This is a genomic window from Halomonas smyrnensis AAD6, from assembly GCF_000265245.1.
Lineage (GTDB): Bacteria > Pseudomonadota > Gammaproteobacteria > Pseudomonadales > Halomonadaceae > Halomonas > Halomonas smyrnensis.
In genome coordinates this window covers 102,686-116,080 of sequence record NZ_AJKS02000006.1, presented here as the reverse complement: position 1 = coordinate 116,080, position 13,395 = coordinate 102,686, and the positions used below count along the sequence as shown (strand labels likewise).

Genomic DNA, 13,395 nt, shown 5'->3' with positions numbered 1-13,395 from the left:
GACTCCTGCCGTTGGCGGCGCTGTGTCTCTCCATCGGCCACGCTCAGGCCCAGAACGTCGCAGATGAGGAGCGGTTCTATGGTGGCCCGGTGCTCGCCCAGCAGTAGCGCGACCGGTTCCAGCAGCGGTTACGTGACGCAGACTCCTTCGAGGGTCGCCAGCGCATCCGCCAGGAGCATCGCCAGCAGATCCTTCGGTAACAGCGCAGCCCGCGTGGCCAGGGCGATGGCGGAGGGCGCGGCTGAGCCGTGGCCCGTCATACAGGCGTCACCTGGGCTGTGGTAGGAAACAATGATGGGGCACGTTCGGGAGGCATGACCCGTCACCAGGCAGGAAGGTGGCAGATGAGCTGTGTAGGGGCATGGTGAGCCTGCCATCAAGGAGAGCGGGGAGTCTGGCTCTCCACATTGGAAAGTACGCAAGGGCTTTCGCATTTCTCAAGGGGACGATCATCATGCAATCCAATCGCATTCGCTTCGCCAGGTCACCGCTGGTGCTGGCCATCGCCTGTGCCGGCCTGATGGGCACCGCCCACGCCGGTGAGGTACTTGATCTTCAGCTGGCAACGGGAGACGGCTTTATCCTGATCGATGAGGCGGAGGACGTCGTCGAACCAGGTGTCAAGGCCGTCACCAACGACTTGAATAATGACGACTTCACTTCCGGTAACGGCTTCTCGCCACAAGGTGTACAGAATTGCCTTATGGCCAGCAGCCCTGCGGTCTGTGACAGCCCGCCCGGGTCGGGCAAGCGGGTCAAGAACAACCTGACCGGCATGGGCGCCTTCGATACCGTCTATAATGTCCGATCCAGCGGCGGCACCACGGAGTACTTCAACTACGGCAAGGTGACCAACCAGACCGGTGCCCGGATGACGGGCTTCAAGATTGTTTTGGGCACCGGCACCGGCGAGGACTTTACCCGTGCCGACCTCTCCTCCGAGGCCGCACAGCTGACGATGGATAATCTGGTCGCGCTGTCTGAACGTGCACAAGAGTACCCTGGCGCAGACGGTCTCACGGAAGGCCAGAACCCGCTGCAGCGCGCCTTCTTCCCCGGCGGCCTCTTCGGTAGCGGGGGGCAGGAAGGTGAGTTCGGCTATTTCACCCCCGAGGGTACCGACGCGGATAGAGTTGGCTTCTTCTTTGTGCCAGATGGGACCGATACCCTGGAAGCTACCGAACTCTTCTCCACGTTTGGCTACATCAATTTCTTCGGCTCTGGCCTGCTGGACCGCACCCAGGTGCCCGAGGCGCTGTTCCAGATCGATCCGGAGGATCCCGACGGGGAGGCTATCCTGCGCTACTGGAAGGCCGGCGACCTCTGGCTCGACGGTAGCGGGGTCGTTCAGGACCAAGCCGAGATCGATGCGTTGCTGGCCCAGGATGATACCTATGTCGATATCATCGAAGACCTCTCCAACGTCAACCTGAACTACTCCTTCGATATCGGCGATATCGACGGGTTCACCGTGCGCTTCGTGCCGATGTTCTCACCCATCGTCACCGCCGCCGCCACCGACTATCAGTTCGCGGTCGCCGGCTCGCTAGACTCCACCGAGATTCCCTTCCGGTTCTTCGACCCGGCGACGGCCGTCGGGGAAGTGCCAACGGCAGAGGAATCGGCTGAATATCAGCAGTATCAGACGATCATTGGCGCCATCGAGGGCCTGGAGACGGTTGGCGCACAGCAGCAGGCGCTGGAACGTGCCGGTACCAGTTACCTGCGCAACTTCGGTACCCAGGGCATGCTGATCGGTCGCGACAAGATGGAAGGGATCATGCAGCACCTGGACGCCGTCCGCGACCCGGCCCTGGGCGTGACCCAGGTCACCGGCACTCAGGCCAACATCCGCGGCCAGGCCGACTATTCCATGATGGCGGCCACCGACTCGGCGACCGACGTGGCCATGGCGCTGGACGAGAACGGCGACGCCACCTTCGCGGCGAGCGAGCGCTCCACCGTCTTCATCTCCGGTTCGGCCAGCACCGGTGACCTCGACCGCACCGAGAACGGCGCCGGAGCCGACTACAACGGCTACTCGCTGACCGTCGGCGCGGACTATAGCTTCACCGATTTGCTGAGGACCGGGGCGGCCGTGGCCTACGGCGAGAGCGACGCCGAGATCGAGGACGGGCGCGGCTCGCTCGACGTGGACGGCACCAGCCTGATGGTCTTCGGCAGCTACGGCGGTGCCACCGGCCTCTACGGCGATGCGGTGCTCGGTTACTCCTGGCTCGACTACGACAACGAGCGCAAAATTGTCATCGGCGACACCGTCAATGAACGGGCCGAGAGCAGCACCGACGGCGAGCAGATGAGCCTTGCCCTGCGCAGCGGCTACAACTTCGTGCTCGGCTCGGTGGTCGCCGGTCCCAGCGCCCGCTACCAGTACCTTGACCTGGAGGTCGACGGCTACGAGGAGAGCGGTGCCGGGGTACTCTCCATGTCCGTGGACGACATGGACTTCGAGTCCAGCACTCTCTGGCTCGGCGGTGAGGTCTCCATGCCCATAGTGCGCGACGACAGCTTCCTGCGCCCCACCGCCCACGTGCACTGGGTGAAGGAGTTCGAGGATGACGGGACCAGCGTCGACACCAGTTTCACCGGTGGCGCCGTGCCCTTCGTCACGCCTATCGATGGCCGCGACAGCGACTATATTCGCGCCGGCATCGGGTTCGATGGCAGCTTCGAGACCGGCGGCATGCCGACCACCGTATCGCTGAACTACGATGGCACCTTCGACAATGACGACTACGAGGACCACCGCGCCACCCTGGGAGTCGACGTGCGCTTCTGATGCCAGCGTAGCCTTCCGGAGCACGTCCTTGGCGGCCCCACGGGGCCGCCTCTTTCGTTCCCGGGCCGTCATTCCATCAGGTGCTGGCAAGTATCTTCGGCGCTTTCGTCGATGTGTGGCGATACGGCGCGCGCCTTCCGATCTGTCTCAACTCTCCCCCGATCAGCTCCGCCACTTGGCGGCGATCCTGATGTCGCAGGCCGAGGAAAAGGAGAAGGCCCTGCGTCACAGCGAGGAGGTCAATCAGAAGCTCACCTACGAACTGGCGCTGCTCAAGCGTCACGCCTTCGGCAAGCGCAGCGAGCATCTCAACGTCCTGCAGATCAGTCTGCTGGAGGAGGTGATGGATGCTGACATCGCCGCCATCGAAGCCGAGCTGGAGGCGCTGAACACTACCCCTGCCGCGCCGGCGGCGAAAAAGACACCCAAGCGGGCTTCGTTACCCAAGGATCTGCCACGCACCGAGATCCACCATGAGCCGGCGAGCGTTCACTGCGAGACGCTGACCCAGGCACCGATGCCGGCGCAGTATCGGCGCGCCACAGGGAAGCTCGACACTGACATGGACCGTCTTCGCCGGCAGGGTTACCCAGCCGTCTTCCTCACTGATTTGTTTGGCTATCCAGTGAATGGCGGTTTCGTAGCTGCCGGGACAGAGCGAGGCGCGGTAGTGGGAGAAGTAGGACCGCTTCGTGCCGCTCTTGGGATGATTGGCGATTAGTTGAGCATCGCACCCGGGGCATTTGCAGCCACAGAATAGGCCGTTTTCGACCTGACTGGGCGGGTAGAGGCGGCCGTCCTTGAGCCCGAACGGAACCCGGAGTCCTTCCACGTCGTGTGATCTTGTCGATTCCAGGAGGCCGCCTTCCCTGAAGCAACAACTGACATCCGCGTAGCTCAGGGCTGACTTCTACCTGGGAAGGATAGTTTGTGGTGATCGCCGAAGGCTTATAGCTCGTTGCTCGACGCTTGTGGCGGCGATAGCCGTAGCTCCCGCCCTTGCGGGCATTTTGAGGGTATGCGTCCTGCCTAGCCCTGAGTTGTGATTCGGAATCGCGCAGCAGACGCTCGTCCGCTGCAGTGGCATTGCGCAATGTGGTCGCAGATCAGGTTTGACCACGATGGCAGGTGTGATGGGTGGAAGGCTACAAGCGGCTGATTTTCCAGTGGAGGTCCATAGCAAGAGAGGCCGTGGTTGAGTGAAAAACGGTTGCAAAATCCGTCGCTGTAACAGGCGTGTCGGTTCGAGTCCGACCACCGGTACCATCCTGCCTGAGAGCCCAGGAACCATCCGGTTTCACAGGGTTATAGCCTGGATAGGACCCAGAGGCGCGACACTTCGGTGATCCACTCTCGAGTTCTTGCCTGCCTTGCGGAACCTGCCTGACGCGCAGCCGTCACCACACGAACTGGTATACCCGGATCGTCATTCCCCATGACTTCCGTGATGATTGCGGCCCTGGATGCAAGCCACCAGCGCACACCTGCGGTATCCAGTCCTCCCGAGTCTTGCTCCAGAAACACCTGTGCCGGTGTTCGCTAGTCGAGCCGCTTTCGAGGGCGCTCATTCGGCGTCATGACCATGTTGTGCCGCTTGATGGTGTGGACCGCGCCCCGGTGCGGCTTCAGCAGGAGAATCATGGCCACTTGCGTCAGCTCGGCCGAGATCCCGGGCGGTCCTGCCGCCAGCAGATAGCCGCATCGACGCTCAAACGGCGTGACCAGACCCGCTTCCAGCGGCCCTGTCGGGCCGCTTTTTTGTGTCCGTCGGTCAGGGGACGAGCGGTCGAGCCGTGCCGTCCCGCAGGCGCTCGCACCGGTAACCCTGCTGAAGAAAGGGATCAATAAATACAAATATTGCCTTTTTAGACCTATGTCTAATGATGAGGCTCTGGGTAGCTGTCGAGTGAAGAATGTCATTAAATCTCAATAGAAACAATATTTTATCTAATGATCGATTCTTCTCTCTCGTTTGATCTCGCGCTCGACATCCTTGCCTCGGCCTTATTTGTAAAAAGTTGTTTGAAAAGCATGCCTCCCCTTCCTATAGTGATCCTGCCATCCACAGAGCCACTCGGCGGAATCATGAACATCATCAACGATTATCCTCACGCAGAGCTGTCCAACCTGACCCGTGAACGCCTGATGACGGCGTCGACGGCGTCACTCCATACCCTGCTGCACAAGCGAGGCCTGAAGAACACCTACATCCAGGGCGTGGGCCGCATGAACGACAGCCAGGTCAAGATGGTGGGGCAGGCCTATACCCTGCGCTACATCCCGGCCCGGGAAGACCTGGATGTGGTTGCGGCCTTCCGCGACCCGGAGCACCCCCAGCGCCTGGCGGTGGAAAGCGTACCGCCGGGGCGCGTGCTGGTGTCCGACTGTCGCCAGGACGCCAGCGCCGCCAGCGCCGGGAGCATCCTGCTGACCCGGCTCCAGGTGCGCGAATGCGCGGGCTTCGTGTCGGATGCCGGGGTGCGTGACTCCGAGTATGCCGAGAGCATGTCCATGCCGGTGTTCTGCACCAAGCCCAGCGCGCCGACCAACCTGACCAAGCACCATGCGGTGGATATCCAGCAGCCCGTCGGGTGCGGTGGCGTACCGGTCTATCCCGGCGATGTGCTGGTCGGCGACGGCGACGGCGTCATCGTGGTGCCGCTGGAGCTCGCCGATGAAGTCGCCGAGGAGGCCGTCGGCATGGAAGCCTTCGAGGACTATGTGCTGGACAAGGTCAACGCCGGCGCCGCCGTCATCGGTCTCTATCCGCCGAATGAGCAGGCCCAGGAGGAGTACCAGGCTTACCTGCGCCGGCAGGAAACCCGCGGCTGACCGCGGGCGATTTCGATCCAACGACAATCACAACCATCAGGAGCCGCCATGTTCGCTTTCAACTCTCTCGACTCATCCCTTTGTCAACGCCTCGCCAAGGGAGTGGCGGGCGCGACCCTGGCCACCGCGGCGCTGGCCGCCGTGGCCAGCGTGCCCGTTGCCCAGGCCGATTTTCCGCAGCGCGATATCCGCATGATCGTGCCCTGGCCGGCCGGTGGCGGTGCCGACGCCATCTCGCGCAAGATCAGCAGCCTGGCCGAGGAGTCCCTGCCGACGTCCATCTATGTGGAGAACATCGGCGGGGCGGTGACCGCCACCGGCCTCATGCAGCTCGCCAAGGCCAGGCCCGATGGCCACACCATCGGCGTGCTGACCTACGACAGCGTCGTCACCCTGCCGCGGGGCAACATGGTGCCGGGCTACTCGCTGGACAAGCTCGAGCCCTTCGCCCGTGTCACCCAGGAAGCCGACGCCATCGTGGTGTCGAAGCAGTCCGGCTTTTCGTCCTATGAAGAGCTGATCGAGGCGGCCCGGGCCAACCCCGGAACGGTCCGCATCGGGGTAGCGCCCCAGGGCTCCGGCCCCTACCTGGCGGTGCGGCGGCTGGAGGCGGCGACCGGCGTGTCCTTCAATGTGATTTCCTACCCCGGCTCCTCCACCGCCGAGGCGGAGGCGCTGCTGTCCGGCGAGATCGACGCCGCCATCTCGAGCCTCGGCGACTTCTCCGGCATCCTGTCGTCGGGTGACGCCATGGGCGTGGTCGAGCTGTCCGGTTCCCAGAACCCCGCCTATCCTGACGTGCCGCCGATCTCCGAGTTCGACGTGGAGCTCGAGACCGGCAGCTTCATCGTGCTCGCGGCCCCGGCCAATACCTCCGAGGAGGCCATCGAGACCCTCGAGTCCACCTACCATCAGGCCTTCGAGAGCGAGGAGTTCCAGCAGTGGGTCACCGGCATCGGTGTCACCCCGGGCTGGCTGGGCAGCGATGAGGTCAACGAGTGGATCGAGGACTACCAGCAGCGGACCTTCGCCGCGATGGATGAGCTCGACCTGTAGCTCCCGGTGATCTCGTGAGGCAGCGTCGTCGCCTGCCGCCCGGTGCCGGCCTCGTCAGGTAAGTCATGGCGTGGCCACGGGGGTGACGGCGGCGGCCTGCCATCCTGCCGCGAGTTTCGATTCAACGATCATTGCGTGTCGGTCTCCCTGGCCGGAGGCCGAGAGAGGTGCTGCATGTCTCGTTTGCTGTTTTCTTCCCTGTTCGGATCCGGTGCGGCCAGGTTTCATGGCGTGCTGGGGGTGTTGTCGCTGGGCTACCTGATCGGTGCCCTGGCGATGGGGCCGCCCCTCGAGGGGGGTAAGTTGACCCCGTCTTTCTTCCCGCTGTTGATCGGCCTGCTCGCCACCTTGCTGTGTGGCCTGCAGTGGTGGTCGGCCGTGCGCGCCGGGGCCTCCGGCGCGGCCGAGGAGGCGCCATCGGGCAGCGCCAGCCGGCGACGCTTCCCGCCCGAGCTGGCCTTGATGCTGGCGACCCTGGCCTACGTGCTGCTCTTCCAGCCGCTGGGGTATGCGCTGTCTACCCTGGCCTATGTGCTGACGGTGATGCTGCTGTTCTCCGGGCGCGAGAAGTGGCCGAGCAAGGCCGCCATCGCGCTGGCGATCACCGGGGCGGGGTATCTGTTGTTCCACCAGGTCTTCAATGTCCGTCTGCCGATGCTGTGGGGGTGAGCCATGACGACTGACGCAACCCGCCCGTCGATGCATGCCGGGCGCCTTTCCGGGGGTAACCCATGGATTTCCTGACTCAGGTGATGGCGAGCTTCGGCCTGTTGCTCGACTCCACCGTACTGTTCTACGTGGTGGCCGGCTTTTTGATCGGCACCATCTTCTCGGCGATTCCCGGGCTGACCGCGACCCTGGCGCTGGCGCTGTTGCTGCCGCTGACCTACAGCCTGGACGTGACCACGGCGCTGATGGCCTGCGCCAGCATCTACATGGCCGGCATGTGCGGTGGCAGCATCACCGCCACCACCATCAATATTCCCGGTGCCCCGTCCTCTATGATGACGGCGGTGGAAGGCTACCCGATGCAGCAACGGGGCGAAGGCCCCCTGGCGCTGGGCCATGCCTCCTTCGCCTCGATGATCGGCGGGGTGTTCGGCGCGGTGTTGCTGGTGCTGCTGGCGCCGCTGATCGCCGACCTGTCGCTGCTGGTGCAGACCACCGGCAAGTGTGCGCTGATCCTGTTCGCGCTGATCGTGATCGTCATCGCCCAGCGTGGCAACGTGCGTCGCGCGGCCATCGCCGCCTGTCTCGGCCTGATGCTGGCCACCGTGGGGCTCGATGCCATGGTGCCGGTGGCCCGTTTCAGCTTCGGGATGGGGGACCTGGCGGCGGGGATCGACCTGATGCCGGTGATCATCGGTACCTTCGCCATCAGCGAGCTGCTGACCCAGCTGGCCGAGAACGACGCTGCCAAGCGGATCCGCGAGCAGCTCAAGGGGGTGGCGAAGATTCGTCGCCGCGACTTCATTCCCCCGCGCTCGGCGATCCGTCGCATCGGGGCGGCCTGCTACCTGAAGTCGTCCACCATCGGTTATCTGGTCGGCACCCTGCCCGGCGCCGGTGGTTCCATGGGCGGCTTCCTGGCCTATGTGGAAGCGGTGCGCACCTCTCGCGAGCCCGACAGCTTCGGCAAGGGCAACCCTCAGGGGATCGCGGCGGCGGAAAGCGCCAACAACGCGGTGTGCGGCGGCGCCCTGGTGCCGATGCTGACCTTCGGCATTCCCGGCGACCCGATCACCGCCATCGTGCTGGGGGTCCTGGTGATCAACGGCATCCAGCCCGGGCCCCAGCTGATGGAGTCCCAGGCCGGCCTGATCGCCCCCATGCTGGCGGCGCTGATCTTCAGCGCGCTGATCCTGATCCCGCTGACCATGTACCTGCTGGGGCCCTACTTCATCCGCATCGTGCGCATTCGCCGCGACGTGCTGTTCGGCTCGATCGCCATGCTGGCGGTGGTGGGCAGCTACGTGGCCACCTACTCGACCTTCCAGATGATGATGACCCTGGTCATGGGCGTGCTGGCCTTCTACCTGAGAAAGCACGGCTACCCGGTGGTGACCCTGCTGCTCGGGTTCATTCTCGGCCCGGGGCTCGAGGAGTACCTGCGTCGCACCCTGACGCTGTCCAGCGGGGATCTGACGGTGTTCGTGACCCAGCCGGACAGCCTGTTCTTCATCGTGCTGACCGGCATCTTCGTCTACTTCCTGGCGATTCGTAAGCCGGTGCGGTTGAAGGGGAGCGAAAACTCCGGCTGAAGCAACGAAACGCCCCAAGCGGGACGCTTCGGCGCCTGCCCCCTGGCACCTCGCCATGGGCAGGCGCCTTTTTTGCGTGGGGCATTCGCTCGCTCGACCATGAGCCGTGGAGGCCCCTGGCAGCGCCGTGGCGAGCCGCAAGAGCCGGCCATGGGGCCTCGCGTGGCGTTGTCTCCGTGTTCCGGGGCCCGCCGCCAGGAGGCGGAGGCCATACTGGCCGGCGAACGACAACAACGGGCCGGGCAGGCTCGGGGTGGGGGCACATGCGGCTTCAATGAGTCGCGGGCGGGGGGATCCCGAGAGATTGCATGGAGACGCTGTCCACGGCTTCCAGTGAGCATGCCGCCGTGTCCAGGGGGAGCGCGGGACAGATCATGAAGAAGGCCCTCGCCGATGGCGAGGGCCTCTTGGGTGGTCGATGGCGCCGGGCCCGATGCGGGCCCTCGGTTCAGCGCTTGCCGTTCACCTGGCGCGGCAGGCCGAGTGGGTTGTCCGCCTTGAGGCTGTCCGGGGCCAGCGCCTCCGGCATCGCCTGGTAGCACACCGGGCGCAGGAAGCGCTGGATCGCCGCGCTGCCCACGGAGGTGGTGCGGGAATCGGAGGTCGAGGGCCAGGGGCCGCCGTGGACCATGGAGTGGCAGACCTCGACGCCGGTGGGCCAGCCGTTGAACAGGATGCGGCCGGCGCGACGCTCGAGCAGCGGCAGCAGCCGGTCGGCCAGCGCGTAGTCGGCCTCCTCGAGATGGACCGTGGCGGTCAGCTGGCCTTCCAGGGCGGCCAGCACCTGCTGGATCTGCTCCGCCGAGTCGCATTCGACGACCAGCGCGCAGGCGCCGAACACTTCGTCGTGCAGGGCATCATTGCCCATGAAGGCCGTGGCGGTGGTGCGGAACAGGTGGGGCTGGCAGGGGCAGGCGAGGTGCCCGGTGGCCTTGCCCTTGGCGACCAGCGAGACGTCCGACGACTCGTCAAGCCGGGCCACGCCCTGCTGATAGGCGGCGTGGATGCCGGGGGTCAGCATCAGTTGGGGCGAGGCCTCGCGTACCGCCTCGCCGGCGCGATCGACGAAACGTTCCAGGGCGGGGCCGGAGAGGGCCAGGATCAGCCCGGGGTTGGTGCAGAACTGGCCGGCGCCCATGGTCAGCGAGGCGACGAAGGCCTCGCCCAGGGCCTCGGCGTTGGCCTCGAGTTGCTGCGGCAGCAGCAGGACCGGGTTGATGCTGCTCATCTCGGCATAGACCGGGATCGGCTGGGGGCGTGCCTGGGCGGTACGCAGCAGGGCGGTGCCGCCATTGCGCGATCCCGTGAAGCCCACCGCCTGAATGCGCGGGTCCTTGACCAGGGCCTGGCCGAGCTCGCTGCCGCTGCCATACAGCAGCGAGAACACGCCTTCCGGCATGCCGCAGTCCTGGGCCGCCTGCTGGACGGCGCGTCCCACCAGCTCGGAGGTGCCGGGGTGGGCGGAGTGGGCCTTGACGATCACCGGGCATCCCGCGGCCAGCGCCGCCGCGGTGTCGCCGCCGGCAACGGAGAAGGCCAGCGGGAAGTTGCTGGCGCCGAACACCGCTACCGGGCCCAGCGGTACCTGTTGCTGGGCCAGGGAGGGGCGCGGCATGGGAGTGCGTTCGGGCAGGGCGTCCTCGACGCGCACGTCCAGGTAGTCGCCGCTGCGCAGCACCTCGGCGAACAGTCGGAGCTGTCCGCAGGTCCGGCCGCGTTCGCCTTCCAGGCGAGCCTTGGGCAGCCCTGTCTCGGCCATGGCGCGCTCGGTCAGGGTGTCACCGAGGGCATCGATATTGTCGGCCGCGGCTTCGAGAAAGGCGGCACGCGCTTCAAGCGGCAGGCGGCGGTAGGCCAGGAAGGCGTCCTCGGCCAGCCGGCAGGCGTGCTCGACCTCGGCCTGGCCGGCCAGCGAGTACCGGGGGGCGAGGGCTTCGCCGGAGGCGGGGTTGATCGCCTCGATGCTCTGGGCGCCGGTGGCGCCGGCCTGGGAGGCGAAACCGATCAGGTGATGACCTTCGAGAGTCATGGGGGCTCCTGAACATGGGGATGATGTCGATGAAGGGGGCTCGGCAGAGGGGCGCGGGGGCTGGCCCGGCGGGCCAGGGTGCCTCGGTGCCGACGCTTGGCGGAGCGGCCGGAACAAGGGGCCGGCCGCGAGGGGCTCAGGACGCAGACGGCGCCGGCATGATCCTGCCGGCGACCGGGGCTTGAGCGATCCGCCTCAGGGGCACATCTGGCCGCCGTTGACGTCGATCACCTGGCCGGTGATGTAGCCGCTGGTGGCGTGAGACGCCAGGAACAGGAAGGACGGGGCGACCTCTTCGGAGGTGCCCAGGCGACCCATGGCGATGGTAGAGGCGATCTTTTCCTTCACCTCCGCGCTCTTGTCGGCGTGGAAGGCGGTGTCGATGGTGCCGGGGGCAACGATGTTGAAGCGCACGTTATCCTTGGTGAATTCCTTCACCCAGTTGCGATGCAGGTTGTGCAGCATGGCCTTGCTGCCGCCGTACAGGGAGGCGCCGAGGCCGCCGCCTTCACGGCCGGCGATGGAGCCGGTGCTGATGACGCTGGCGGTTTCGCCACGCTTCTCGGCGGAGGCCTTGAGATGCGGCATGGCGAAGCGGGTGGTCATGATCACGGAACGCAGGTTCAGGTCCATCACCAGCTCGAAGTCGTCGTCCTCGAGGGATTCGAGACCCTTGCGGACACCGAGGCCGCCGGCGTTGTTGACCAGCACGTCGAGGCCGCCGAACTGTTCGACGAATGCGTTGACCAGGGCCTCGCACTCGCCGCTCTTCGTGAGGTCGCGCTCGTAGTAGGCGAAGCGGGCGCCCTCGCTTTCCAGCTGGGCGATCAGCTCCTCGGCGGCGCCGTCCTTCTGGCTGCTGTTGATGCCGACGATGGCGCCGGCACGGGCGAACGCGACCGCGGCGGCACGACCAATGCCCTTGGTAGAGCCGGTGATGAGGACGGTCTTGTCATTGAGATCGGTGAACATGCAATGCTCCTGAACGAATCGGGCCTGCATCAGGCCGCGGGCTGAAGGAGGATGGCGTGAGGGCCGGGCCGGGCTGGGTCGTGACCGGGCCCCGGCATGGCCCGCCAGTCGATGTTCGCTCAACCTTAGACCAGAGCCCAGAGGGTTTCAAACAAATAATAACAAATCGGAGTGTCTTGAAACGCCAATGAGTCTTAGAGATGCTGTTTCGGATATTCTGTTGGTGCGTATCCAGCATGTCTTTGTATATGCAATATTCTGATATTATTGCTGTTTCTGGTTTTCCTTGAGCGTCTATCTCGCGCCTGGATGAGCGCCCTTGCCGCGTCGAGGTGGCGGCGTTAGCATAAAGTATAAGTTGTAATAACTTGTCTATTGCATGAGGGCGGGTCACTCTTGCTGGTGTATTTCCCGGCAGCGAGTCTCGCAGGCCCTGCCGGGGGGCTTTTAAACGCTTACCGACAAGAGAGATAACTCATGCGAAAGCTCACCCGTCTCTTCTGTGCCTCCCTGCTGGTGGCTTCTTCGACGGTTGCCCTCGGCGATGACTATCCTGCCAAGCCCATCACGCTGATCGTTCCCTGGTCGGCCGGTGGTGGCACCGATGCGGTCGGTCGGCAGTTTGCAGCGGGCCTGCAGGACGAGCTGGGGCAGCCGGTCAACGTGGTCAATCGCACCGGCGGGTCCGGCGTCGTGGGCCACATGGCGATGAAGATGGCGCCGCCCGATGGCTATACCCTGGGCCTGGGGACGGCCGAGATCGCCACCTACCAGCATATCGGTACCGCGGCTCTGTCCTACGAGGACTTTACACCGATCGCCCTGCTCAACCTGGACTATGCGGCCTTCACCGTGAATGCCGACTCGCCCTGGCAGACCCTGGACGAGGCGCTGACCGATATCGCCGAGTCGCCCAATGAATACACGGTGTCCGGGTCCGCGCCGGGCGCCGCCTATCACCTGTCCTTCGCCGGCTTCCTCGATCAGCAGGGCATCGACCCCAACACGGTCAATCTGGTGCCCAGCGAGGGGGCGGCGCCGGGGCTGCAGGAGCTGGCCGCCGGGGGAGTGGACATCGTGTTCTCGTCGCTGCCCGAAATTGAGTCCATGCGTGAGTCCGGCCGTGTCCGCACGCTGGCCGTGCTGGCCAATGAGCGTGAGGAGGCCTTCCCCGATGTACCGGCCGCCAAGGAAGTGACCGGCGACGACTGGTCCCATGGCTCCTGGCGTGGCCTGGTGGCCCCCGAGGGGCTGCCGGAGGACATCGCGCAGCGGCTCGAGGCCGCCGCGGAGAGCGTCTGGAACTCCGAGAACTTTCAGTCGTTCATGAGCGGGCGCGGTTATGGCGCCGTATGGAAGGGGCCCGAGGGCTTCGAGGCGTTCATGGCCGAGCAGGACAGCAATAACGAGACCATCATCGACAAGCTGGGGCTGGCCCAGTGATG

General features: G+C 65.1%; 10 protein-coding genes and 1 tRNA gene. 8 read left to right on the top strand and 3 right to left on the bottom strand.

The window, feature by feature from the left end; genetic code table 11:
• Positions 1-493: 493 nt before the first annotated feature.
• The 3 genes from UYS_RS0208820 to UYS_RS18480 all read left to right on the top strand — a co-directional run bounded on the left by UYS_RS0208820 (position 494) and on the right by UYS_RS18480 (position 4,066).
• Positions 494-2,800, top strand: a complete 2,307-nt coding sequence (locus UYS_RS0208820; RefSeq protein ID WP_192813926.1) for a choice-of-anchor F family protein — start codon at positions 494-496, stop codon at positions 2,798-2,800.
• A gap of 190 nt (positions 2,801-2,990) precedes the next feature.
• Positions 2,991-3,521 (top strand): IS66 family transposase, encoded by a 531-nt coding sequence (locus UYS_RS18820; protein ID WP_237738439.1) that lies wholly within the window; start codon positions 2,991-2,993, stop codon positions 3,519-3,521.
• Between the two features lie 467 nt (positions 3,522-3,988).
• Positions 3,989-4,066, top strand: a tRNA-Tyr gene (locus UYS_RS18480).
• Between the two features lie 273 nt (positions 4,067-4,339).
• Here the strand turns inward: UYS_RS18480 and UYS_RS18475 are convergent.
• On the bottom strand, positions 4,340-4,720 hold the full coding sequence (locus UYS_RS18475) for a hypothetical protein (RefSeq protein ID WP_156821583.1): 381 nt from the start codon (positions 4,718-4,720) through the stop codon (positions 4,340-4,342).
• A gap of 165 nt (positions 4,721-4,885) precedes the next feature.
• On the opposite strand from UYS_RS18475, the gene UYS_RS0208805 reads away from it, so the two are divergent.
• The 4 genes from UYS_RS0208805 to UYS_RS0208790 all read left to right on the top strand — a co-directional run bounded on the left by UYS_RS0208805 (position 4,886) and on the right by UYS_RS0208790 (position 8,949).
• Positions 4,886-5,632 carry a ribonuclease activity regulator RraA gene (locus UYS_RS0208805; protein ID WP_016855143.1) on the top strand — a complete coding sequence of 249 codons (747 nt, stop codon included), beginning with the start codon at positions 4,886-4,888 and terminating at the stop codon, positions 5,630-5,632.
• 48 nt (positions 5,633-5,680) lie between these two features.
• Positions 5,681-6,688 (top strand): Bug family tripartite tricarboxylate transporter substrate binding protein, encoded by a 1,008-nt coding sequence (locus UYS_RS0208800; RefSeq protein WP_016855142.1) that lies wholly within the window; start codon positions 5,681-5,683, stop codon positions 6,686-6,688.
• Positions 6,689-6,862: 174 nt separating this feature from the next.
• A complete protein-coding gene (locus UYS_RS17190; protein WP_016855141.1) occupies positions 6,863-7,357 on the top strand; it encodes a tripartite tricarboxylate transporter TctB family protein in 495 nt (164 codons plus the stop codon).
• Positions 7,358-7,419: 62 nt separating this feature from the next.
• A complete protein-coding gene (locus tag UYS_RS0208790) occupies positions 7,420-8,949 on the top strand; it encodes a tripartite tricarboxylate transporter permease (protein WP_016855140.1) in 1,530 nt (509 codons plus the stop codon).
• A 448-nt stretch (positions 8,950-9,397) separates the two neighbouring features.
• Here UYS_RS0208790 and UYS_RS0208785 read toward each other — a convergent pair whose 3' ends face one another.
• Positions 9,398-10,978, bottom strand: coding sequence for an aldehyde dehydrogenase (NADP(+)) (locus UYS_RS0208785; protein WP_016855139.1), 1,581 nt, complete (start codon positions 10,976-10,978; stop codon positions 9,398-9,400).
• A gap of 195 nt (positions 10,979-11,173) precedes the next feature.
• Entirely contained in the window at positions 11,174-11,950 is a 777-nt protein-coding gene (locus UYS_RS0208780; protein ID WP_016855138.1) for an SDR family NAD(P)-dependent oxidoreductase, read from the bottom strand.
• Between the two features lie 477 nt (positions 11,951-12,427).
• On the opposite strand from UYS_RS0208780, the gene UYS_RS0208775 reads away from it, so the two are divergent.
• Positions 12,428-13,393, top strand: a complete 966-nt coding sequence (locus UYS_RS0208775; RefSeq protein WP_016855137.1) for a Bug family tripartite tricarboxylate transporter substrate binding protein — start codon at positions 12,428-12,430, stop codon at positions 13,391-13,393.
• Positions 13,394-13,395: the final 2 nt, after the last annotated feature.